This is a genomic window from Nocardioides acrostichi, assembly GCF_015319165.1.
Lineage (GTDB): Bacteria > Actinomycetota > Actinomycetes > Propionibacteriales > Nocardioidaceae > Nocardioides > Nocardioides acrostichi.
This window is the reverse complement of the sequence record NZ_JADIVZ010000004.1, coordinates 282,603-303,960: the sequence shown is the minus strand read 5'-3', so window position 1 is coordinate 303,960 and position 21,358 is coordinate 282,603. Positions and strand designations below refer to the sequence as shown.

The following is a 21,358-nucleotide window of genomic DNA, read 5'->3' as shown; positions in this document are numbered from 1 at the left end:
GCCTGATGACCGACACGACGTCCCCGGCGCCGACCGCGCCGACCGCGCCGACCGCGCCGACCAGTGTGTGGGCCGGGGCCTGGCGGCTGGCCGACTACTGGGCCATGGTCTACCGGCGCACCTGGAAGGCCAGCGTCGTGTCGTCGTTCGTCACGCCGCTGCTCTACGTGCTGGCGATGGGCGTGCTGCTCGGCGGCTTCATCGACGGTGACCCGGCCCGGCTCGAGGGCGCCACCAGCTACCTGGCCTTCGTGGTGCCCGGCATGCTGGCAGCCCAGACCATGACCAGCGTGGTAGGCGAGTGCACCTACCCGGTGATGAGTGCCGTGAAGTGGCACAAGACCTACTTCGCGATGACCACCTCGCCGTTGTCGGTGCCCGAGGTGATCCTCGCCAACCTCGGGTTCGTGCTGGCGCGGGTGGCTCTCGCGAGCGTCGTGTTCTTGGCGGTCACGGCCTGCTTCGGCGTCTACGTGAGCTGGTGGGGCGTGCTCGCGGCCCTGCCGGTGCAGCTGCTCTTGGGGCTGGCTTTCGCCGCACCCGTCTACGCGTTCACTGCGGGGCTGATGAATGAGACCGCGTTCTCGCTCGTCTTCCGGCTCGGCATGATCCCGATGTTCCTCTTCAGCGGCGCCTTCTTCCCGGTCGCCAATCTCGATGCTCCGCTGGAGGCCGTGGCGAGGGCGACGCCGCTGTGGCACGGCGTCGACCTCACCCGCATGCTCGTGCTCGGCGAGCTCGACCCCACGACAGCCCTCGTACACGTGGTCTACCTCGCCGCGCTCGCAGGGCTCGGCTGGTGGTGGGCGGTGCGTCGGCTCACGCGCAGGATGGTGGTCTGATGAGCTTCGCGACACACTCCGTGACCACCTCCGTGACCCGCTCCATGGCCCGTTCGCTCGGGGCCGGCGAGGCCACCCGGCTGCTGCTCTACCGCAACTTCCTGGCCTACCGGCGGGCCTGGTGGATCTTCCTCACCGGATTCCTGGAGCCGGTGTTCTACCTCTTCTCCATCGGCGTCGGCGTCGGTCAGCTCGTGTCGGGATTCGAGTTCAACGGCGAGGTCATCGGCTACGCCTCCTTCGTCGCACCCGGCATGCTCGCCGCCTCGGCGATGAACGGCACCGTGCTCGATGCGACCATGAACTTCTTCTTCAAGCTCAAGTACAACAAGCTCTACGACCAGATGTTGGCCACTCCGCTGACGACCTCGGACGTCGCTCGCGGCGAGCTCGCCTGGTCGCTGCTGCGCGGTGGCATCTACTCCACCGCGTTCCTGCTCGTCATGGTGGCGATGGGCCTGGTGCACTCGTGGTGGGCGGTGCTGGTGGTCCCGGCCTCGCTGCTGATCGGTCTCGCGTTCGGTGGCATCGGCATGGCGCTGACCACCTGGATGCGCTCGTGGCAGGACTTCGAGTTCGTCACCCTCGCCACGCTGCCGATGTTCCTCTTCTCGGCCACGTTCTTCCCGGTCACGGCCTACCCCGGGGCCCTGCGCTGGGTCGTCGAGGTCACGCCGCTCTACCGAGGCGTCGTGCTGTGTCGTGAGCTCACCACCGGCATGGTCTCCTGGGCGTCGGGAGCCTCTCTGCTGTATCTCGTGGCGCTGGGTGCCGTGGGCCTCTACATCTGCCGACGCCGACTCGACCGGTTGCTGCTGACGTGAACGGCACGTTCGAGCCCGACGTCAAGGACTGGACCTGGGTGCTGGAGCGGCCCTGTCCCGACTGCGGCTTCGACGCCGCCCGGGTGGGGCGGGCCGAGTTGGGTACCGAGGTGCTCGCCGGCGTCGACACCTGGCGCGCCGTGCTGGCCGTCGACGACGCGGGGCGGCGTCCTGACGAGGCAACGTGGTCGGTGCTGGAGTACGGCTGCCACGTGCGCGACGTGCACCTCACCTTCGCCGAGCGGGTGCGCCTCGTGCTGGCCGAGCACGATCCGCTGTTCGCGAACTGGGACCAAGACGCCGCGGCCGTCGAGGAGCGCTACGGCGAGCAGACGGCCTCCGTGGTCGTCGAGGAGCTGGCCTCTGCGGCGCGTGACGTGGCGGCGGTCTACGACGAGCTCGACCCCCTCGACGACGACCTCTGGGCCCGGCCCTCCCGGCGCTCCAACGGCAGCACCTTCACCCTCGAGAGCCTGGCCCGCTACCACCTGCACGACGAGGTGCACCACCGCTGGGACGTGCGTGCTGCCGCGCAGCGCGCCACCGTGTGCGCCTACGACCGCTCCGCGCGGGCGTACGCGGCGGCCAGTTTCGAGGTCGACGACGCGGTGGGGGATGCCGTCGCCACATTCGCCGAGGCCGTGGGGACCAGCGGCCGGGTGCTCGAGATCGGCAGCGGCGGTGGGCGCGATGCGCGGCTGCTGGCCGAGCACGGCCTCACGGTGCGCTGCACCGACGTCTCACCCGGGTTCGTGGCGTTGCTGCACGAGGCTGGCCTCGAAGCCGACGTGCTCGACCCCCTGCGCGACGTGCTGCTCGAGACCGGGCAGGAGCCCTACGACGGCGTGTGGGCGAACGCGTGTCTGTTGCACGTGGCTCGTGCCGACCTCGGCACGGTGCTGACCCGGCTGGCGGCGGCCACACGGACGGGTGGAGCGTTGTTCTGCTCGCTCAAGGAGGGCGAGGGCGAGGCGTGGTCGACCCACGGCCACGTCGCCGCGCCCCGCCGGTTCACCTACTGGCGCGAGCCGGCGCTGCGCGAGGTGCTGGCAGCCGGTGGCTGGCGGGTGCTCGAGGTGACGCGGCGCGAGGGTCTACGGGGTGAGCGCTGGTTGATGGTGCACGCGCTCCGTGGGCGAGGATGACCGCGTGCGGCACACGGAGTTCTGGGACCGGATGGACACCGCGCTGGGGCGCGCCTCCTCACGCAGCTGGGCCGGACTGACCGTGCTCGGCGACCTCGACGGCCGCACGGTCGACGAGGCGCTCGCTGCCGGCGTGCCGCCGAAGGAGGTCTGGGCGGCGGTGTGGCGGTTCCTCGACCTCCCGCGGGTGATGAGGTGATCGCGCAGGACGGCACCGCGCGTGCCGCGGCGACCGACCTCGACGCCGCCCAGCGGCGCACCGTGCTCGTGCTGGTGCTCGCCCAGGCCGTCGGCGCGGTGGGCATCACCATCGGCATCGCGACCGCCTCCCTGCTCGCCCGCGACATCTCGGGCCGTGAGGGGCTGGCCGGCCTCACCCAGACCTTCCAGGTGCTCGGCGCCGCGGCCGCCTCCTATCTGCTCGCGCGGGTGATGGCCCGCAGCGGCCGCCGCATCGGCCTGACCACCGGCTACCTGCTGGGCGCGCTCGGGGCCGTGCTGGCGGTGCTGGCCGGAGCCGTGGGTTCGATGACCCTGCTGCTCCTCGGCGCGCTGCTCCTCGGGTCGACCACCGCGGCCAACAGCGGGGCCCGATACGCCGCGACCGACCTGGCGCGCGACGAGCTGCGCGCTCGGTCGCTCGCCACCGTCGTGTGGGCCACCACCGTCGGAGCGGTGGCGGGTCCGAACCTGTCGGGCCCCGCGGGGCGCCTGGCGAGGAGTCTGGGGGTGCCGGCGCTCACCGGCCCGTTCCTCGTCGGCAGTCTCGGCATGCTGCTCGCGGCGCTCGTCGTCACGTTGCTGTTGCGTCCCGACCCACTCCTGCTGGCCCGCGACCACGCGGCCGCCGCAGCCGGGCCGGCCGGTGCGACCACGCCCGGCGGCACCTCGTGGGGGCGGGTAGGTGAGGCACTGCGCGAGCGGCCCGTGCTCGTCGCGGCCATCGCTGGGCTGGCCGGATCGCACGCGGCGATGGTGGCGGTCATGGTGATGACGCCGCTGCACATGGAGCACGGCGGTGCCTCGCTGGAGATCATCGGCGTGGTCATCAGCGTGCACGTGCTGGGCATGTTCGCCTTCTCCCCGTTGGTCGGCTGGCTGGCCGACCGCTGGGGGCGTCCGCGCGTGCTCGCGCTGGGTGCCGGCGTCCTGCTGGCCGCGCTGCTGCTCGCGGCGCTCTCGCCGGCGGGCAGCTCGCCGCAGATCTTCGGCGGCCTGTTCCTGCTCGGGCTGGGGTGGTCGTGCGGCACCGTCGCGTCGTCCACGCTCGTGGCCGAGCATGCGCCGCTCGACGCGCGTGCCGACGTGCAGGGAGTCGCCGACCTCGTGATGAACACCTCCGCCGCGGCGGCGGGAGCGCTGGCCGGTGTGGTGGTGTCCCTGGCCGGCTACCCGGCCCTGGCCCTCGGTTCCGTGGTACTGGTGGCAGTCGTCGCGGGGGCCGCGGTGGCAGCGCACCGGGCCACCCGAGCGGGCGCGGAGGTGCCTGGCAGAGTGGCCGCATGACCAGCTCACCTGCGACCGCCGAGGTCGGCGTCATCGGCGGCACCGGCTTCTACTCCTTCATCGAGAATCCCGAGGAGGTCGAGGTCGAGACGCCCTACGGTGCGCCGTCGGCCCCGATCGCGGTCGGCACAGTGTCCGGACGACGGGTCGCGTTCCTGCCCCGCCACGGCAACCACCACGACTTCCCGCCGCACGGCATCCCGTTCCGCGCGAACCTCTGGGCACTGCGCTCGCTGGGCGTGCGGCAGGTGATCGCGCCCTGCGCGGTCGGCGGCCTGCGCGAGGAGGTGGCGCCCGGCGACGTGGTCGTGCCCGACCAGCTCGTCGACCGCACCTACCGCCGCGTCGGCTCCTACGTCGAGCGCGGCGCCGTGCACCTGCCCTTCGGCGACCCCTACTGCGCCGGAGTGCGCCGCGCTCTGGTCGGCGCCGACCCCGTCGTCAAGGATGGCGGCACCATGGTCGTCATCGAGGGTCCGCGGTTCTCCACCCGCGCCGAGAGCCAGCACTACGCGGCCCAGGGCTGGACCCTCATCAACATGACCGCGCTGCCCGAGGCGGCCCTGGCCCGCGAGATGGGTCAGTGCTACGCCTCTGTCGCCCTGGTCACCGACATGGACGCCGGTGCCGAGGAGGGCTCCAGCGTGAGCCAGGAGGAGGTCTTCGCGCTGTTCAAGTCGAACCTCGAGCGGCTCACCGGCCTGCTCGGCACCGCCATCGCGAACCTGCCCGACCCCGACGGCTGCACGTGCTCCACCTGGACCGAGGGCGTCGAGCTCACGTACGACATCCCCGGAGGCGACCAATGAAGATCCTGCTCACCGGCTCGGCCGGGTTCATCGGCACCGCCATCGCCGAGCAGTTGCGCGAGCGCGGAGACGAGGTGGTCGCGGTCGACCTGATGCTGCCGATGGCGCACGGGCAGGCCGCCGCGCCGGAGGGCACCCACCAGCTCGACGTGCGCTCGGCCGATTCCGAGGAGTGGGCCGGGCTGCTGCGTGGCGTCGACGTCGTGTGCCACCAGGCCGCCGTGGTCGGCGCCGGGGTGAAGGTCTCCGACCTGCCCGAGTACGCCGCCCACAACGACCTCGGCACGGCCCGGCTGCTGGTCGCCATGCACGAGGCCGGCGTCCGCACCCTGGTGCAGGCCTCGAGCATGGTGGTCTACGGCGAGGGTCGCTACACCTGTACCGAGCACGGCGACGTGGTGCCGCCACCGCGCTCCCGCGAGGCGCTCGACGCCGGCGACTTCGACAACCACTGCCCGACCTGCGGCACCGCGCTGGGGTGGGGGCTGGTCGACGAGGACGCCCGGCTCGACCCGCGGTCGAGCTACGCCGCCAGCAAGGTGGCCCAGGAGCACTACGCCACCGCGTGGGTGCGCCAGGCCGACTCCGCCGCGATCTCGCTGCGCTACCACAACGTCTACGGCCCGCACATGCCCCGCGACACCCCGTACTCCGGCGTCGCCGCGATGTTCCGCTCCTCCCTCGAGCGGGGGGAGTCGCCCCAGGTCTACGAGGACGGCGCCCAGATGCGCGACTTCGTGCACGTCTCCGACGTCGCCCGCGCCAACCTGGCCTCGATCGACGCGGCCGTGGCCGCGCCGTCCGGGCACCACCGTGCCTACAACGTCGCCAGTGGCCACCCCATCGGCATCCGTGAGGTGGCCGAGATGGTGGGGCAGGGCGTGGGAGCGGGCATCGCCCCGGAGGTCACCGGCGGCTATCGCCTCGGCGACGTGCGCCACATCGTCGCCTCGCCCGAGCGGGCGCGCGTCGAGCTCGGCTTCAGCGCGAGCGTGCTGCCCCACGACGGGCTGCCCGCCTTCGCCACCGCCCCGCTGCGGGCGTGACACTGGGTGTCGTTTGGGCACAATCGAGCGTAAAGTCCCACTGTCGAGTGCAGTTCTCGACCAAACGTCGCGTTTCGGGCCTGGTCGCCCGTGAGGCAGCGGCAGGCTCCACGTTTGGTGGGAAACTGCACGCGGATCGTGGATTTTGCCGTCGTTTGGGATCAAACGGCACCCACAACTGCCGCCCTCGCTACCACGACGTGTAGAACAACTGCTGCACTGCCAGAGCCCAGACCAGCTGACCCAGCAGCCCCCAGCGCCGCCACTTCTGGGGAAGCAGGGCCACCGCGAGGGTGATCCAGGGCATGAACGGCAGCCAGATGCGCTCCACCTCCGCCTTGCTCATCCGAGAGACGTCGGCCACGACGACGCAGAGCACGCCCGCCGCTGCGAGCAGCACGACGGCGCGCGCGGCCGGTGTCCACGCAGGCCGCAGGTCGTGGTGCAGGTGGTGCACCCCGGCGAGTCCGCGCACACGCGGCACCAGCACGGCGATGCCGGCGTAGACGAGGGGGCCCGCCGAGATGGCGAGCAGGGCGAGGTCGCCCCACATCCAGTACGCCGCCGGCCGGACCGCGGCCACGCCGGCCCAGTAGCGGTCGTGCAGCACGGGATAGGCCTCCCACCACGAGAAGCCAGCCAGGGCGAAGCCGATCACGACCAGGAGCGCCGCGAGCGCTGCGACCGGCAGCGGTCGCCACGATCGCGCCGTCACCAGCACGGCCAGGCACACCAGTCCGATGAGCGGCAGGCCGTACGACATCATCACGCCGGCCCCGAGCACCAGCCCGGCCGCTGCCGACCAGCCGACCCACGTGAGCCGCTGGGCCGTGGCCCCACGAGCCAGCAGCGCCAGGCCGCCGGCCGCGACGGCCGAGAAGACCGCATCGGCGGAAACTGCCATGAACACCGCGGCCGGGGTGAGCACCAGGAACGGGGCGACCCGGCGCGCGAGATCCTCGGCGCCGAGCGTGCGCACGGTGGAGAGCACCAAGGGCGCCACGAGCGCCGCGATCACCGTGACCACGCACCCGGCGGCCAGCGACCCGCCGAGGCCCACTCGCACCAACGCCACGAAGAGGAGCAGCGCCAGCGGCGGGTGCCCGGCCGGCTGGGTGGGCCAGGCGCCGGGGGAGTCGATGGGCATCCGGTCGACGTAGTGGTGCAGCAACGAGCCGATCGAGCCGACGTCGCGGGCGCTCTCCAGGTACTCGGAGCTGTGCCCCAGCACGCGTGAGAGTCCCTCGGGCCCGTCGACGAGCGCCAGTGAGAAGAGCCACATCAGGCCCAGCACATAGCCGACGGACTGCAGCTGCCACCAACGGGCCGAGACGACCCACCGGGCGAACCACCGCCAGCCCACCCAGGCCACGAGGATCGCCGGGATCGTGCCGGGTCCGAACAGCTTCGGATCCCACACGCCGTGCAGGGGCGGCGCCCCGAGGTCGGACGCCGACCGGGGGGCGCGCGCATAGACCTGCCACCCCGTGAGAGGCGGCACCGCGAAGGCAGCGGCCACCAGGACGAGCGCCACGCCGAGGCCGATCCAGGGTGTCCGCCGGGCAAGGAGACGGCCGGGCATGCCGCTGACCCTAGGGCAGCACACCCAGAACCGGCCCAGACCCCACTCAGGCGATCATCAGACTCGCTGGCTAGCGTCCCGGTTCATGCCTGACTCGGTTCCCCCCGCCAGGTCTGAACTCTCGGACCCTCCCCGACCCGACTCCTCGCCGGCCGTCGCCGACCTGGTGCTCCCGTGCAAGGACGAGGCGCCGGCCCTCATGGGCCTGCTGCCGCGCGTCCCGCCGGAGTTCCACGTGGTCGTCGTCGACAACGGCTCGGTCGACGACACGGCCAGCGTGGCGCGCGCGCTCGGCGCGACCGTGGTCAGCGAGTCCCGCCCCGGTTACGGCGCGGCCGTGCACGCAGGGGTGGTGGCCTCGACCCACGACTACGTCGCGGTGATGGACGGCGACGGCAGCTTCGACCCCAGTGAGCTGCTCCCTCTCCTCGACGACGTGCGCAGCGGCCGCGCGGACATCGGCGTCGGCCGGCGTCGTCCAGTCTCCTCTCGGGTGTGGCCCTGGCATGCCCGCCTGGGTAACGCTTTGATCGTTGCCTGGCTACGACGGAGGATCCGCATGCGTGCGCACGACATCGCCCCGATGCGGGTGTGCCGTCGCGAGGCCCTGCTCGAGCTCGACGTGCGCGACCGTCGCTTCGGCTACCCGGTCGAGCTGCTCCAGCGACTCACGGTCGCCGACTGGCGGGTGAGCGAGCGCGATGTCGCCTACCACCCCCGAGCCGAGGGCACCCGTTCCAAGGTGTCGGGTTCGGTCAAGGGCACGCTGCGCACCGCCCGCGACTTCTACCGGGTGCTGCGATGAGGGCCCTCGTGGTAGCCAAGGCGCCGGTCACCGGGCGGGTGAAGACGCGTCTGGGGGCCGACGTCGGTCTCGACGTGGCTGCCGACATGGCCGCGGCGGCCCTGCTCGACACGGTGCGTTGCTGCACCGAGGCCTTCGGGTCTGCGCAGTGCCATCTCTCGCTCGAGGGCGACCTGGCGGGCGCGGTCCGCGGGGCCGAGCTCCTCGCTGCGACGCAGGGCTGGACCCTCCACACCCAGGTCGGCGACGGGTTCGACGAGCGGCTGGCCCGCGCCCACGCCGATGTGGCTGCATCGGGGCCCGGCCCCGTCGTCCAGGTCGGCATGGACACCCCGCACATCACGCCTTCGCTGCTGCGCGAGGTCGTCGAGGGCCTCGACCTCCACGACGCCGTGCTGGGCCCGGCCGAAGACGGCGGCTGGTGGGTGCTCGCGCTGCGCGACCCCGCCGCCGCCGCGTGTCTGACCGGGGTGCCGATGTCGACCCCCTCGACCGGTGTCGACACGCGCACCGCACTGGCCGGCGCCGGTCTCTCGGTGGGCGACTGCCCCACCCTGGTCGATGTCGACACGGTCGCCGACGCCGACCTGGTGGCGAGCCAGGCGCCCGGCACCCTCTTCGCCCGCGCGTGGGCGGCCCGACGCGAACACGCGGGGGTGCACGCATGACGTGTGGCGGCGCCGACGGCGATCTGGACGACGAGCTCTCGAGCGAGGCGGCCGACGCGTCGTTCACCGACGTCTTCTCGCGTGCCCTGCGAGGTGAGCAGTGCCTGGTGGAGGGTCTCGACGGTGGGCCGATGGTGCTGCCGGTCGCGGATTGGACGCGTGAGGCCGACGCGGGCGACGACGCCCTGCTCGCGCTGTGCTCGGGCACGACGATCGACATCGGCTGCGGACCGGGGCGGCTGGCTGCGCGACTGGCCGAGCTCGGACACCTGAGCCTGGGCATCGACGTCGTGGAGGAGGCCGTGCACCAGTCGCGGGCGCGCGGGGCTTCGGCGCTGCACCGCGACGTGTTCGACGAGGTGCCCGGGGAGGGGCGCTGGCAGACGGCGTTGCTCGCCGACGGCAACGTGGGCATCGGTGGCGATCCCGCTGCTCTGCTCGGACGCGTCCGAGAGCTGCTCGACGCGCGTGGTCGCCTCGTCGTCGAACTGGCCGGGCCGGGGGTTCCCTCCTCGGCCCGTTGGGCGACGCTCGAGGTCGGCGGTGTCTCGCGCAGCCGGCCGTTCCGGTGGGCCGTCGTGGGTGTCGACGGTGTGGCGGAGCTGGCTGCCTCGGTGGGCCTCGGTGTGCTCGAGGTGGTCGAGTTCGCGTCCCGCCGGTGGGCCGGCGTCCTCACGCCCGTCTCCTGACGACTCGACTCCGTCACCCGCCCGTTCGGGCCGTGGATCTTCTCGGACGACACGCCGTGCCCGGTTCACCCCTCGAACACCTGTTCGGAGTAGGTTCGTCTCCACAGACGCCCTTCCGGTGGGTGTCGTCCACAGTCCGACGTCCGTGTCGGGCGCACTGTCGGTGGTCGCGTCTAGCGTCTCCCGACGAGAGATGACCCCCGAGGCACGACCTCGACGAGAAGACGGAGAGACCCATGGGTGGAGACCGCGAGAAGGCGCTCGACGCAGCGCTGGCCGGTATCGAGAAGCAGTTCGGCAAGGGCTCGGTCATGCGGCTGGGCGACGAGACCCGGGCACCGCTGGAGGTGATCCCGACCGGTTCGGTCGCGCTCGACATCGCGCTCGGTCTGGGTGGTCTGCCGCGCGGTCGTGTGGTGGAGATCTACGGCCCGGAGTCCTCCGGTAAGACCACGGTCGCCCTGCACGCCGTGGCCAACGCCCAGCGCGGCGGCGGCATCGTCGCCTTCATCGACGCCGAGCACGCGCTCGACCCGGAGTATGCCAAGAACCTCGGCGTCGACACCGACGCGCTGCTGGTCTCCCAGCCCGACTCCGGTGAGCAGGCGCTCGAGATCGCCGACATGCTCATCCGTTCCGGGGCGCTCGACCTCATCGTCATCGACTCCGTCGCGGCGCTCGTCCCCCGGGCCGAGATCGAGGGCGAGATGGGTGACAGCCATGTCGGCCTGCAGGCGCGCCTGATGAGCCAGGCGCTGCGCAAGATGACCGGTGCCCTCAACAACTCCGGCACCACCGCGATCTTCATCAACCAGTTGCGCGAGAAGATCGGCGTCATGTTCGGCTCGCCCGAGACCACCACCGGTGGTCGCGCGCTGAAGTTCTACTCCTCGGTGCGCCTCGACGTCCGTCGCATCGAGACGCTCAAGGACGGCCAGGAGATGGTCGGCAACCGCACCCGCGTCAAGGTCGTGAAGAACAAGGTCGCCCCGCCGTTCAAGCAGGCGGAGTTCGACATCATGTACGGCAAGGGCATCTCCCGCGAGGGTGGCCTCATCGACGTCGGTGTCGAGGCGGGCCTCGTGCGCAAGGCCGGCGCCTGGTACACCTACGAGGGCGACCAGCTCGGCCAGGGCAAGGAGAACGCCCGCGGCTTCCTGCGCGACAACCCCGACCTCGCCAACGAGATCGAGAAGCGCATCCTCGAGAAGCTCGGTGTGGGCCCGCAGGTCGACGACGAGGCGCTCTCGGACGAGCCGATCGGCGTCGATGACTTCTGATCCGCCGCTCACCGGCGAGCCGCGCGACCACGAGGCCGACCCCGACGCCGATCCCGAGCAGGTGGCTCGCACCATCCTGCTCGACCAGCTGACGGGTCGGGCTCGCAGCCGCAGCGAGCTCGCCGACAAGCTGCGCGCCAAAGCCGTGCCCGAGGACGTCGCGACCCGCCTCCTCGACCGCTTCGAGGAGGTCGGGCTGGTCGACGACGAGGCGTTCGCCCGGTCCTGGGTGACCTCGCGACAGCCCGGCAAGAAGCTGGCTCGCCGGGCGCTGGCCACCGAGCTGCGCCGCAAGGGCGTCGACGACGACGTCGCCCAGCTCGCCCTCGACGAGATCGATCCGCACGATGAGGAGCAGGCCGCACGCGAACTGGTCCGCAAGAAGCTGCGGGGCCTCCAGGGCGTCGAACCGACCACAGCCACCCGGCGCCTCGTGGGCGCGCTGGCCCGCAAGGGCTACCCGGCCGGCCTGGCGTACACGGTCGTCCGCGAGGAGCTGGCCGGGGCTGATGAGTTGCTCGATCACCTGCCAGACTAGGTCGCCATGAGCGACTCGGCACCGCCCCGTGAGGTTCTCAGCTACGAGCAGTTCGGGCTGGCCGTCCGTGACATCGGCCGCTCCGTGGTCGATTCCGGCTTCGAGCCTGACCTCATCTTGGCTATCGCGCGCGGCGGCCTCGGGCTGGCGATGGGGTTGGGGTACGCCTTGGAGGTGAAGAACCTCTCCGCGGTCAATGTCGAGTTCTACACCGGCGTCGAGGAGCGACTCGAGATGCCGGTGTTGTTGCCGCCCACCCCGAACGCGGTCGATCTCGCCGGTCTGAAGGTGCTCATCGCCGACGACGTCGCCGACACCGGGCACACGCTCGAGACCGTGCGCGAGTACTGCCACGAGCACGTGGCGGAGGCGCGCACGGCCGTGATCTACGAGAAGCCCTGGTCGGTCGTGCAACCCGACTACGTGTGGCGGCACACCGACGCGTGGATCGATTTCCCGTGGTCGGCACAGCCCTCGCTGCTCCACGAGCGCGAGGTGGCCCGATGATCGGCGCGCACCTGCGGCTCCCCGTCGGGTCCGTCGACCTCACCTCTCACGACACGCGAGCGACACCCGGTTTCGACGGTGGCAAGAGCGAGGGCAAGGAGGCGCTGACCGACCTCGACAGCACCCTCTCCGACCTCCAGGAGCGGCTCTTCGCCGAGGGTCAACGTGGCGGTTCGCGCGCCGTCCTCCTCGTGCTCCAAGGCATGGACACCTCAGGCAAGGGGGGAGTCGTGCGGCACACCGTCGGTCTCGTCGATCCCCAAGGCGTCGACATCACCGCGTTCAAGGCGCCGACGGAGGAGGAGCGCGGGCACGACTTCCTCTGGCGCATCCGCAAGGCGCTGCCGACGCCGGGGCGTATCGGAGTCTTCGACCGCTCCCACTACGAGGACGTGCTCATCGCCAAGGTGCGCGATCTCGCGGACGCCGACGAGATCGAGCGCCGCTACGAGGCGATCAACGAGTTCGAGGCCGACGTGGTCGCGTCGGGCACGCACATTCTCAAGTGCATGCTGCACGTGTCGCCCGACGCCCAGAAGGAGCGCCTGCTCGAGCGCTTGGAGCGGCCCGACAAGCACTGGAAGTTCAACCCGGGCGACATCGACGAGCGCCAGGTGTGGCCCGCCTATCGTGAGGCCTACGAGGTCGCACTGGAGCGGACGAACACGGAGATCGCCCCGTGGCACGTCGTCCCGGCCGACCGCAAGTGGTACCGCAACCTGGCCATCGGACTGCTGCTGCGCGACACGCTCGCGCAGATGAGACCGACCTGGCCCGACGCAGACTTCGACGTCGAGGAGCAACGGGCCCGGCTCACCGACGAGGCCCCGGTGGCGTGAGCACCGAGTCGTTGCCCCTGGTGCCGGTCACGCGGTACGTCACCCCGCTGCGAGAGGGTGGCTCGCTGCCCGGCATCGTCGAGGGCGCCGACCTGGGCACCTACGTCTGCAAGTTCCGCGGCGCCGGTCAGGGGCTGCGAGTGCTCGTCGCCGAGGTGATCGTGAGCGCATTGGCACGACGAGTGGGCCTGCGCACGCCGCGGCTGGTCGTGCTCGACCTCTCCCGCGATCTGGCTCGCTACGAGGCCGACGAGGAGGTGCAGGATCTACTCGCCAAGAGCGTGGGTCGCAACCTCGGCATCGACTTCCTGCCCGGCGCCTTCGGGTACGACGGCGACCTGCCGGCGGGCGTCGACGAGGCGGCGCGGGTGCTGTGGCTCGACGCCTTCTGCGCCAACGTCGACCGCTCCTGGCGCAACCCGAACCTCCTGGTGTGGCACGGCGACCTGTGGGTCATCGACCACGGCGCCTCCCTCTACTTCCACCACGGCTGGGGCCGCGGAGTCGGTGATCCGGCGCGCTTCGCGGCGCAACCGTGGGATCCCAGCGACCACGTGCTGCGCGCTGTGGTGCACGACGAGGCCCTCGCGGCTGTCGACGCCGACCTGCGCCAGCAGCTCGACCGTGACGTCTTCGCCGAAGTGCTGGGCGAGGTGCCCGACGAGTGGCTGGAGCCGGTGCCGGGCGCTGAGACGCCGCAGGCTCTGCGCGCCGCCTACGTCGACTTCCTCGCCGCGCGCCTGCAGGCGAGCGGGTGGCTGCCGTGAGCACGCACCCGGATCCGTACCAGTACGTCGTGCTGCGCTGTGTGCCGCGGCCCGACCGCGAGGAGTTCGTCAACGTCGGCGTGGTGCTCTACTGCCAGGCCGCCGCATTCCTCGACGTCGCCTGGCAGGTCGACAGCGACCGGCTCCACGTCTTCGCGCCCGGCCTCGACGTCGACCGAGTGCGCGACGCGCTGAGGTTCGTTGACGGCGTGTGTGCGGGGGATGCGCGAGCGGGCGCGGCGGCCGTCCAGTCGCTCACCCAGCGCTTCGGGCTGCTCAAGGCCCCCCGCTCCACCGTGCTCCAACCCGGTCCGGTGCACGGCGGCGTCACCGCCGACTGCGCCGCCGAGCTGAGCGGGCTGCTCGACCGTCTCGTGCGCTGAACCGCCCAGGTCAGACCGGAACGAGCTCGACGGCGCCGACGGCGTACCGGGCCAGCACCACCCGCGCGACCTCCGAGTGGTCGCCCAGCGGAGCCGAGACCGCCACGGCACCGGCCTCGAGGGCCAGCTCGGCCGCGCGGTCCGGCAATCGGCCGGGCGCCAAGAACAGCGAGGCGACGGCGACGTGACGCCGTCCCTCGGCCCGGAACGCGCGTACGGCCTCGCCGGTGGCCGGCGGTGCGGCGGAGGCGAAGGCCGCGGTGACCGGGAGCTTGTGGTGCTGTCCCCACACGCGCGCCATGCGCGCCACGGCCTGATTCGCGAGAGGGTCCGAGGAGCCGGCCGCGGCCAGCACGAGGGCGTCGAGCTCGCGCACTCGGGCGGTACGCAGCGCCTCGCGCATGCGCACGTCGAGCACCTCGAGGAAGCAACGCTCCGTGCCGAGCACCGGCGTCGCCTGCACGCGGCATTGCGGGTGACGGGCGTTCGCCTCGGCGACGGCGGCAGGCACGTCGACCCGGGCGTGAAACGCCTCGGTGAGCAGGAGCGGCACGACGACGATCTCGTCGTGCCCCTCGTCGACCAGGCGATCGACGACCGCGTCGAAGGCGGGCGTGCTGAGGTCGAGGAACGCAGCCTCGGCGCGGATTCCAGGGTGCTGACGGCGGACCTCGGCCACGAGCGCGCGCACCGTGGCGGCAGAGCGGGGGTCGCGGCTTCCGTGGGCCAGGGCGATGAGGGCGGGAGCGGTCATCGGTGTCTCTTTCGTGGTGCTGCGTCGGGAGGGGGAGTTCAGATGTGGATGCCGCACTCGGTCTTGCCGGTGCCGGCCCAGCGTCCGCTGCGGGCGTCGTCGCCGGGTGCGACGCGACGCGTGCACGGGGCACAACCGATCGAGGGGTAGCCGTCGTAGACGAGGGGGTTCACCAGCACATGGTGCTCGGCGATGTAGGCCTCGACCTGCTCGTCTGACCATCGGGCCAGCGGCGAGACCTTGACCTTCTGCTTCTTGGCGTCCCATCCGATGACGGGCGCGATCACGCGCGCGTGCGTCTCGGCGCGACGCAGCCCCGTGGCCCAGGCGTCGTAGTCGGCCAGCGCCCGCTGGAGCGGCGCCACCTTGCGCAGGGCGCAGCAGCGGTCCGGGTCGGTGCGGAACAGATCCTTGCCCTCGGTGGCGTCCTGCTCGGCGACGCTCTGCTCGGGCGTGATGGTGCGGAGGTTCACGGGCAGCGTCGCCTCGACCGCGTCACGGGTGCCGAGGGTCTCGACGAAGTGGTAACCCGTGTCGAGGAACACCACGTCGATGCCGGGGACGACGCGCGAGGCCAGGTGGGCGAGCACGGCGTCACCCATCGACGACGTCACGCAGAATCGTTCACCGAACGTGGCCGCGGCCCACTCGACGATGGTCTCGGCGGGGGCCAGCTCGAGCTCGGCGCCCCAGTGCGAGACCAGGTCGCGCAGTTCCTCGGGGGAGCGCCCCTCGGTCACCGTTCCCCGGGCGGCCCGGGCGGCATGTGTCGTCGCGGAGGTCACGAGGAGGCCCCCGTGAGCAACCCCTCGTCGGCTCGGTGCACCCACTGGGCGAACCTCTCCTCGGGCTGGCGGTCGGCGAGGTAGGCCGACACGACGCTGGCCACGTAGTCGCCGAGGTCGCTGCTCGCCACCTTGTGCGCACGCAGCTTGCGGCCGAAGTTGGCGTGCAGCCCGGTCTCCCCGCCCAGGTGCACCTGGAAGCCCTCGACCTGCTCGCCGTCCTTCGTGACCAGCTGACCCTTGAGGCCGATGTCGGCGACCTGGGTGCGCGCACACGCGTTGGGGCAGCCGTTGACGTTGATGGTGATGCCCCCACCGAGGTCGTCGGTGCTGAGCTCGGGGAAGCGCTGCTCGAGTTCGGCGATGAGGTCGCGGGCGCGGTTCTTGGTGTCGACGATCGCGAGCTTGCAGAACTGGATGCCGGTGCAGGCCATCGTGTTGCGGCGCCAGTTCGAGGGGCGACCCGAGAGACCGATCCCCTCCAGGGCGTCGAGGAGGTCGTCGACGCGGTCGGGCTCGGCCCCGAGCAGCACGATCTTCTGGTACGGCGTGAGCCGGGCGCCGTCGAGCCCGAACTCCTCGACCAGGTCGGCCAGCGCCACGAGCATGGTGCCGGAGACCCGGCCGACGACGGGCGCGACGCCGACGTAGCGGCGTCCGTCCTTCTGCTCGTGCACGCCGATGTGGTCGCGGTGACCCACGGGGGAGGGCGGCGAGGGCAGGGAGACCATCGGCGCGTCGAGGTACTCGTTCTCGAGCACCTCACGGAACTTCTCCGGACCCCAGTCGGCCAGCAGGAACTTCAGGCGTGCGCGGGAGCGCAGCCGCCGGTAGCCGTAGTCGCGGAACACCGAGGCCACGCCGGCCCACACGTCGGGTACCTCGGCGAGCGGGATCCAGACGCCCAGCTTGTGGGTGAGCTTCGGGTTCGTGGAGAGGCCGCCGCCGACCCAGAGGTCGAAGCCGGGGCCGTGCTCCGGGTGCATCGAGCCGACGAACGCCACGTCGTTGGTCTCCGGCGACACGTCGTGGCCGGGGTGACCGGTGAGCGCGGTCTTGAACTTGCGGGGCAGGTTGGCGAACTTCTCGTCCCCGATGTAGCGACGCTTGATCTCCTCCAGCGCGGGGGTGCCGTCGATGATCTCCTCCGACGACACGCCGGCGACGGGCGAGCCAAGGAACGGGCGCGGGGAGTCGCCGCAGGCCTCCATGGTGGTGAGCCCGGCCTCGTCGAGGCGCGACCAGATGGTGGGCACGTCCTCGATCTGGATCCAGTGGTACTGGATGTTCTCGCGATCGGTGACGTCGGCGGTGTCGCGCGCGTGGTCGCGCCCGATCTCACCGAGCGTGCGCAAGGCGTGGGCGGAGAGCAACGCGCCGTCGGTGCGCACGCGCATCATGAAGAACCGGGCGTCGAGATCCTCCTCCGGCACCGTGGCGGTGCGGCCGCCGTCGAAGCCTTCGGCCCGCTGCGTGTAGAGGCCCAGCCAGCGGAACCGGCCGCGCAGGTCGGCGGGATCGATGGAGTCGAAGCCGCGCTTGGCGTAGATGTGCTCGATGCGGGCCGCGACGTTGAGCGGGTTGTCGTCCTTCTTGCTCTGCTCGTTCTTGTTCAGCGGCTCGGAGTAGCCGAGGCCCCACTGACCCTCGCCCTTGCGCGGGCGGGGAATCTGCGTCGTCGTGCTGGGCATGCGTCGTCCTTCGGGTGGGCGCGGCGGAGAGCGCGCGAGAGCTGGATCGGTCCGGGCTGATCGGTGGTGCGGATGAGGCGGAACCCTCAGCGGTGACACAGCGCGCTGCGCATGCGGCACAGATCCACGTGGCGACGGACCACGAGGTGCGCATGGGTGGCAGCAAGACTCATGAGGAAGAGTCTGGGCAGGGCATCCTGCCATCTCCAAATCGTAATCCCACAATATGGGATTGTCGTCCATATAGTGGACGGCGATCCGAGCCGATGGCGGCGCGAGGGGCGGATCCTCGTAGTCTGCCGCCATGAGCGACAGCACTCTCGTGAGCAGCGTCTACCGCCAGGCCCTCGAGGTGATCGAGGGCGTCGAGCCCCGCATCGCCGAGGCCACCCGCAACGAGCTCGCCGATCAGCGCGGCTCGCTCAAGCTCATCGCCAGCGAGAACTACGCCAGCCCGGCCGTGCTGATGACCATGGGCACCTGGTTCTCCGACAAGTACGCCGAGGGCACCGTCGGCCACCGTTTCTACGCCGGCTGCCAGAACGTCGACACCGTGGAGTCGATCGCCGCCGAGCACGCGCGCGAGCTGTTCGGCGCCGAGTACGCCTACGTCCAGCCGCACTCCGGCATCGACGCCAACCTGGTCGCCTTCTGGTCGATCCTCGCCCACCGGGTCGAAGGCCCCTGGCTGGAGAAGGCGTCCGCCAAGAACGTGAACGACCTCACCGAGGAGGACTGGGAGGCCCTGCGCCGCGAGCTCGGCAACCAGCGTCTGCTCGGCATGAGCCTCGACGCCGGCGGCCACCTCACCCACGGCTTCCGCCCGAACATCTCCGGCAAGATGTTCCACCAGAACCAGTACGGCACCGACCCCGAGACCGGGCTGCTCGACTACGGCGCCTTGGCCGCCAAGGCCCGCGAGTTCAAGCCGCTCGTGCTGGTCGCCGGTTACTCCGCGTACCCGCGCCGGGTGAACTTCGCGAAGGTGCGTGAGATCGCCGACGAGGTAGGCGCCACGCTCATGGTCGACATGGCCCACTTCGCGGGCTTGGTGGCCGGCAAGGTGTTCACCGGCGACGAGGATCCGGTGCCGCACGCCCACGTCGTCACGACCACGACGCACAAGTCGCTGCGCGGCCCGCGCGGCGGGATGGTGCTCGCCACCGAGGAGTACGCCCCCAGCGTCGACCGCGGCTGCCCCATGGTGCTGGGTGGTCCCCTCTCGCACGTGATGGCCGCCAAGGCCGTGGCGTTGGCCGAGGCGCGCCAGGATTCCTTCCGCAGCTACGCGCAGAAGGTCGCCGACAACGCGAAGTCACTGGCTGAGGGCTTCTCGAAGCGCGACGCGAACCTCGTGACCGGCGGCACCGACAACCATCTCGTGCTGCTCGACGTCTCGAGCTTCGGGCTCACTGGGCGTCAGGCCGAGTCGGCCCTGCTCGACGCCGGCGTCGTGACCAACCGCAACTCCGTGCCGCGCGACCCCAACGGCGCCTGGTACACCTCCGGAATCCGGCTCGGCACGCCCGCGCTCACCACGCGCGGCTTCGGCCACGACGAGTTCGACGCCGTGGCCGAGCTGATCGTGAAGGTGCTGAGCAACACCCAGCCCGGCACCACCAAGGCCGGCGACCCGTCGAAGGCCTCCTATACCCTCGCCGACGGCGTGGCCGACAAGGTCAAGGCCGCCTCGGCCGAGATGCTCGACAAGCACCCGCTCTATCCCGGCCTCGAGCTCGCCTGACCTGCCACGAGTTTTCCGCTGAGCCGTCGCCAGTTTTCGTCTGACCTGCCACGAGTTTTCCGCTGAGCCGTCGCCAGTTTGCAGGTGACCTGCCACGAGTTTCATGCGTGGAAAAGGTGGCAGGTCACGCGAAAACTAGCGACGGGTCACGCGAAAACTAGCGACGGGTCACGCGAAAACTAGCGACGGGTCACGCGAAAACTAGCGACGGGTCACGCGAAAACTAGCGACGGGTCACGCGAAAACTAGCGACGGGTCACGCGAAAACTAGCGACGGGTCACGTGAAAACTAGCGACGGGTCAGGGTTGGACGACGGTGATGCCGGCCGGTGATCGGTCGGTGCCGAGCGACGTCAAGGCGCCGGGTGCCTCGTCGAGGGTGACGGTGCGGCCGACCAGGAGGTCCGGGCGCAGAATGCCCTCGGCGACGGCGGCCAGCATGGGTGGGTACTCGTGGGCGGCCATGCCGTGCGTGCCGTGCAGACTCAGCTCCCACGCCACGACGCGGTCCATCGGCAGCACGGGGGAGGAGTCGGCCCCGAGCAGCAGCCCGGCCTGCACGTGCCGACCCCGACGGCGCAGCGAGCGCACCGACGCCTCGGCGGTCGTGCGTGACCCGACGGCGTCCAGGGAGACATGCGCCCCGCCGTCGGTCAGGTCACGGACGGCCTCCGAGGTGACGCCGAGGTCTGGGTCCGCACCCAGGGTCGCCTCGGCGCCCACCCGGCGAGCCAGCTCGAGGGCATCGGCTCGGACGTCGACCGCGACGACGCGCGCTCCGGCCGCGGCCGCGACCATCACCGCCGAGAGGCCGACGCCACCGCAGCCGTGCACCGCCACCCACTCGTCGGCTCGCACGCGACCGTGCGCGTGCAGCGCCCGATAGGCGGTCGCGAAGCGGCACCCCAAGGCGGCGGCCGACACCATGTCGACCTCTTCTGGCAGCGCCACGAGGTTGGCGTCGGCGGCGGGCAGGGCGACCAGTTCGGCGAAGGATCCCGGCATCGTGAAGCCGGGCTGCTCCTGATGCGGACACACCTGGGCGTCACCGCCTGAGCAGACCGGGCACCGACCGCAGCCCACCACGAACGGAACGGTGACTCGGTCGCCGACCTGCCAGCGGCGCACCTCGCCTCCCACCGCCACCACGTGACCGGCGAGCTCGTGCCCCGGCACCATCGGCAGCGGCACCGGGTCGTGGCCGCGCCAGGCGTGCCAGTCCGAGCGGCACACGCCGGTGGCCTCGACCCGCACCACCACCCCGTCCGCCGGACACGAGGGCTCGGCCATCTCGCAGACCTCGGGGGTAGCGCCGTAGGCGTCGTAGACGACCGCCCGCATCACAAGCACCGCCCTTGCCCGAGCCTGCGCAGACCCTCGAGATCGCCGGCGCCGAACGACGTCTGGCCGAGGTTCGCGGCGTTCATCAGCTCGCCGCGGTCGTCGACGTGGTCCAGGCCCAGCACGTGGCCGAACTCGTGCTCGATCACAGCGACCTCCTCGGCGCGATCGTCCTCGTCGGCCAGCTCGGCGTAGTAGTCGCGCGAGAGCGCGATGGTCCCGGCGCCCAGCCGCTTGCTGCCGTCGGGGTTGGTGAAGACCCGGCTGCCGCCGAGTCCGGCGGTCTCGTCGGTCATGTCGGCGATCGCGGCGCCGTCCTGCCAGGACACGCTGATCGGGTCGTCGGGCGTGACGGGAGCCGCGGCGAAGTTCCAGTTCGGCGCGGCGCCGCCGAAGCTGCCGGTCACCACGATGTCGAGGCCGGTGGCCGCCCGTACGACGGCCACGGCGTCCGCGACGAGTGCCTCGGCGTCGGGTGGTCCGCCGGCCGGGTAGACCGCCACCTGGATCGGACGGCAGGAGGTGTAGGCCACCGGCGTGCCGTCGCTCTGTGTGTGCAAGAAGGCGAAGGTCGCCTGGCCGTCGTCGGCGTCCGAGGTGGAGACGGAGTGCAGCACGAGGAACACCAGCGCGCCCAGCGCGCCCAGCATCAGCCGGCTGCGGCCGCCGAGCCGGGGCGCGCGCGCAGGTTCTGGGACGGGGTGTGCCGCGCTCCGCGAGCGGTCGAGGTCGGCGACGATGCGGTCGTAGAGCTCTTGGCTCACGCCCAGGTCCGCCGCGCTGGGGCGCGACCCGCTCTCTTGCGACACGCAC

At 71.4% G+C, this 21,358-nt stretch carries 23 protein-coding genes; 17 read left to right on the top strand and 6 right to left on the bottom strand.

All coding sequences use genetic code 11. The annotated features are described in order from the left end of the window. Window positions 1-5 precede the first annotated feature (5 nt). From ISG29_RS11305 to ISG29_RS11275, 7 genes are read left to right on the top strand one after another with little or no spacing between them, the layout of a single operon-like run. Window positions 6-842, top strand: coding sequence for an ABC transporter permease (locus tag ISG29_RS11305; protein ID WP_194503508.1), 837 nt, complete (start codon window positions 6-8; stop codon window positions 840-842). After that, the gene (locus ISG29_RS11300) at window positions 842-1,666 is read left to right on the top strand and encodes an ABC transporter permease (RefSeq protein ID WP_235959229.1); all 825 of its coding nucleotides are present in this window, start codon (window positions 842-844) and stop codon (window positions 1,664-1,666) included. The genes ISG29_RS11305 and ISG29_RS11300 overlap by 1 nt, the downstream gene beginning before the upstream one ends. Then, a complete protein-coding gene (locus tag ISG29_RS11295; RefSeq protein WP_194503507.1) occupies window positions 1,663-2,811 on the top strand; it encodes a class I SAM-dependent methyltransferase in 1,149 nt (382 codons plus the stop codon). The genes ISG29_RS11300 and ISG29_RS11295 overlap by 4 nt, the downstream gene beginning before the upstream one ends. Window positions 2,812-2,815: 4 nt before the next feature. After that, complete coding sequence (locus ISG29_RS11290; protein WP_194503506.1) at window positions 2,816-3,010, top strand: DUF3046 domain-containing protein; 195 nt, start codon at window positions 2,816-2,818, stop codon at window positions 3,008-3,010. Further along, entirely contained in the window at window positions 3,007-4,317 is a 1,311-nt protein-coding gene (locus ISG29_RS11285; protein ID WP_328828825.1) for an MFS transporter, read from the top strand. The genes ISG29_RS11290 and ISG29_RS11285 overlap by 4 nt, the downstream gene beginning before the upstream one ends. Then, complete coding sequence (locus ISG29_RS11280; RefSeq protein ID WP_194503505.1) at window positions 4,314-5,126, top strand: S-methyl-5'-thioadenosine phosphorylase; 813 nt, start codon at window positions 4,314-4,316, stop codon at window positions 5,124-5,126. The genes ISG29_RS11285 and ISG29_RS11280 overlap by 4 nt, the downstream gene beginning before the upstream one ends. Next, window positions 5,123-6,172 carry an NAD-dependent epimerase/dehydratase family protein gene (locus ISG29_RS11275; RefSeq protein ID WP_194503504.1) on the top strand — a complete coding sequence of 350 codons (1,050 nt, stop codon included), beginning with the start codon at window positions 5,123-5,125 and terminating at the stop codon, window positions 6,170-6,172. Before ISG29_RS11280 ends, ISG29_RS11275 begins: the two co-directional genes overlap by 4 nt. A gap of 190 nt (window positions 6,173-6,362) precedes the next feature. Here ISG29_RS11275 and ISG29_RS11270 read toward each other — a convergent pair whose 3' ends face one another. Beyond that, window positions 6,363-7,754: a hypothetical protein gene (locus tag ISG29_RS11270; protein WP_194503503.1), complete on the bottom strand. Its 1,392-nt coding sequence runs from the start codon at window positions 7,752-7,754 to the stop codon at window positions 6,363-6,365. A gap of 85 nt (window positions 7,755-7,839) precedes the next feature. Between ISG29_RS11270 and ISG29_RS11265 the strand changes: the two genes are divergently transcribed. From ISG29_RS11265 to ISG29_RS11225, 9 genes are all read left to right on the top strand, one after another. Beyond that, window positions 7,840-8,559: a glycosyltransferase family 2 protein gene (locus ISG29_RS11265; RefSeq protein ID WP_268927684.1), complete on the top strand. Its 720-nt coding sequence runs from the start codon at window positions 7,840-7,842 to the stop codon at window positions 8,557-8,559. Further along, complete coding sequence (locus ISG29_RS11260; RefSeq protein ID WP_194503502.1) at window positions 8,556-9,227, top strand: TIGR04282 family arsenosugar biosynthesis glycosyltransferase; 672 nt, start codon at window positions 8,556-8,558, stop codon at window positions 9,225-9,227. The genes ISG29_RS11265 and ISG29_RS11260 overlap by 4 nt, the downstream gene beginning before the upstream one ends. Next, window positions 9,224-9,916: a methyltransferase domain-containing protein gene (locus tag ISG29_RS11255; RefSeq protein ID WP_194503501.1), complete on the top strand. Its 693-nt coding sequence runs from the start codon at window positions 9,224-9,226 to the stop codon at window positions 9,914-9,916. Before ISG29_RS11260 ends, ISG29_RS11255 begins: the two co-directional genes overlap by 4 nt. A 236-nt stretch (window positions 9,917-10,152) precedes the next feature. Next, window positions 10,153-11,196 carry a recombinase RecA gene (recA, locus tag ISG29_RS11250; RefSeq protein ID WP_194503500.1) on the top strand — a complete coding sequence of 348 codons (1,044 nt, stop codon included), beginning with the start codon at window positions 10,153-10,155 and terminating at the stop codon, window positions 11,194-11,196. Next, window positions 11,186-11,734, top strand: coding sequence for a regulatory protein RecX (locus ISG29_RS11245; RefSeq protein WP_194503499.1), 549 nt, complete (start codon window positions 11,186-11,188; stop codon window positions 11,732-11,734). The genes recA and ISG29_RS11245 overlap by 11 nt, the downstream gene beginning before the upstream one ends. A gap of 6 nt (window positions 11,735-11,740) precedes the next feature. Further along, complete coding sequence (locus tag ISG29_RS11240) at window positions 11,741-12,241, top strand: phosphoribosyltransferase (RefSeq protein ID WP_194503498.1); 501 nt, start codon at window positions 11,741-11,743, stop codon at window positions 12,239-12,241. Then, window positions 12,238-13,080, top strand: a complete 843-nt coding sequence (locus tag ISG29_RS11235) for a PPK2 family polyphosphate kinase (RefSeq protein WP_194503497.1) — start codon at window positions 12,238-12,240, stop codon at window positions 13,078-13,080. Before ISG29_RS11240 ends, ISG29_RS11235 begins: the two co-directional genes overlap by 4 nt. Next, complete coding sequence (locus tag ISG29_RS11230; RefSeq protein ID WP_328828818.1) at window positions 13,077-13,847, top strand: HipA family kinase; 771 nt, start codon at window positions 13,077-13,079, stop codon at window positions 13,845-13,847. Before ISG29_RS11235 ends, ISG29_RS11230 begins: the two co-directional genes overlap by 4 nt. Continuing rightward, entirely contained in the window at window positions 13,844-14,230 is a 387-nt protein-coding gene (locus tag ISG29_RS11225; RefSeq protein WP_194503496.1) for a DUF3037 domain-containing protein, read from the top strand. The genes ISG29_RS11230 and ISG29_RS11225 overlap by 4 nt, the downstream gene beginning before the upstream one ends. Before the next feature lie 10 nt (window positions 14,231-14,240). On the opposite strand, the gene ISG29_RS11220 is transcribed toward ISG29_RS11225, so the two are convergent. The 3 genes from ISG29_RS11220 to ISG29_RS11210 are packed head-to-tail and all read right to left on the bottom strand — an operon-like array spanning window position 14,241 to window position 17,460. Beyond that, on the bottom strand, window positions 14,241-14,984 hold the full coding sequence (locus ISG29_RS11220) for a sirohydrochlorin chelatase (protein ID WP_194503495.1): 744 nt from the start codon (window positions 14,982-14,984) through the stop codon (window positions 14,241-14,243). Between the two features lie 38 nt (window positions 14,985-15,022). After that, window positions 15,023-15,769, bottom strand: coding sequence for a phosphoadenylyl-sulfate reductase (locus tag ISG29_RS11215; RefSeq protein ID WP_194503494.1), 747 nt, complete (start codon window positions 15,767-15,769; stop codon window positions 15,023-15,025). Next, entirely contained in the window at window positions 15,766-17,460 is a 1,695-nt protein-coding gene (locus tag ISG29_RS11210) for a nitrite/sulfite reductase (protein ID WP_207792988.1), read from the bottom strand. The genes ISG29_RS11215 and ISG29_RS11210 overlap by 4 nt, the downstream gene beginning before the upstream one ends. Window positions 17,461-17,764: 304 nt before the next feature. Here ISG29_RS11210 and ISG29_RS11205 point away from each other — a divergent pair, with 304 nt between their 5' ends. After that, entirely contained in the window at window positions 17,765-19,204 is a 1,440-nt protein-coding gene (locus ISG29_RS11205; RefSeq protein ID WP_194503492.1) for a glycine hydroxymethyltransferase, read from the top strand. A gap of 300 nt (window positions 19,205-19,504) precedes the next feature. Here ISG29_RS11205 and ISG29_RS11200 read toward each other — a convergent pair whose 3' ends face one another. Continuing rightward, window positions 19,505-20,545 carry an alcohol dehydrogenase catalytic domain-containing protein gene (locus ISG29_RS11200; protein WP_194503491.1) on the bottom strand — a complete coding sequence of 347 codons (1,041 nt, stop codon included), beginning with the start codon at window positions 20,543-20,545 and terminating at the stop codon, window positions 19,505-19,507. Further along, complete coding sequence (locus tag ISG29_RS21635; RefSeq protein ID WP_194503490.1) at window positions 20,545-21,354, bottom strand: matrixin family metalloprotease; 810 nt, start codon at window positions 21,352-21,354, stop codon at window positions 20,545-20,547. The genes ISG29_RS11200 and ISG29_RS21635 overlap by 1 nt, the downstream gene beginning before the upstream one ends. Between the last annotated feature and the right edge of the window lie 4 nt (window positions 21,355-21,358).

Excerpts from the sequence above, each read along its gene's own strand:
- ISG29_RS11305 (WP_194503508.1), top strand. The coding sequence starts at position 6 with ATGACCGACACGACGTCCCCGGCGCCGACCGCGCCGACCGCGCCGACC.
- ISG29_RS11300 (WP_235959229.1), top strand. The coding sequence starts at position 842 with ATGAGCTTCGCGACACACTCCGTGACCACCTCCGTGACCCGCTCCATG.
- ISG29_RS11280 (WP_194503505.1), top strand. The coding sequence starts at position 4,314 with ATGACCAGCTCACCTGCGACCGCCGAGGTCGGCGTCATCGGCGGCACC.
- ISG29_RS11275 (WP_194503504.1), top strand. The coding sequence starts at position 5,123 with ATGAAGATCCTGCTCACCGGCTCGGCCGGGTTCATCGGCACCGCCATC.
- ISG29_RS11270 (WP_194503503.1), bottom strand. The coding sequence starts at position 7,754 with ATGCCCGGCCGTCTCCTTGCCCGGCGGACACCCTGGATCGGCCTCGGC.
- ISG29_RS11265 (WP_268927684.1), top strand. The coding sequence starts at position 7,840 with ATGCCTGACTCGGTTCCCCCCGCCAGGTCTGAACTCTCGGACCCTCCC.
- ISG29_RS11260 (WP_194503502.1), top strand. The coding sequence starts at position 8,556 with ATGAGGGCCCTCGTGGTAGCCAAGGCGCCGGTCACCGGGCGGGTGAAG.
- ISG29_RS11255 (WP_194503501.1), top strand. The coding sequence starts at position 9,224 with ATGACGTGTGGCGGCGCCGACGGCGATCTGGACGACGAGCTCTCGAGC.
- recA (WP_194503500.1), top strand. The coding sequence starts at position 10,153 with ATGGGTGGAGACCGCGAGAAGGCGCTCGACGCAGCGCTGGCCGGTATC.
- ISG29_RS11245 (WP_194503499.1), top strand. The coding sequence starts at position 11,186 with ATGACTTCTGATCCGCCGCTCACCGGCGAGCCGCGCGACCACGAGGCC.
- ISG29_RS11240 (WP_194503498.1), top strand. The coding sequence starts at position 11,741 with ATGAGCGACTCGGCACCGCCCCGTGAGGTTCTCAGCTACGAGCAGTTC.
- ISG29_RS11235 (WP_194503497.1), top strand. The coding sequence starts at position 12,238 with ATGATCGGCGCGCACCTGCGGCTCCCCGTCGGGTCCGTCGACCTCACC.
- ISG29_RS11220 (WP_194503495.1), bottom strand. The coding sequence starts at position 14,984 with ATGACCGCTCCCGCCCTCATCGCCCTGGCCCACGGAAGCCGCGACCCC.
- ISG29_RS11210 (WP_207792988.1), bottom strand. The coding sequence starts at position 17,460 with ATGCCCAGCACGACGACGCAGATTCCCCGCCCGCGCAAGGGCGAGGGT.
- ISG29_RS11205 (WP_194503492.1), top strand. The coding sequence starts at position 17,765 with ATGAGCGACAGCACTCTCGTGAGCAGCGTCTACCGCCAGGCCCTCGAG.
- ISG29_RS11200 (WP_194503491.1), bottom strand. The coding sequence starts at position 20,545 with ATGCGGGCGGTCGTCTACGACGCCTACGGCGCTACCCCCGAGGTCTGC.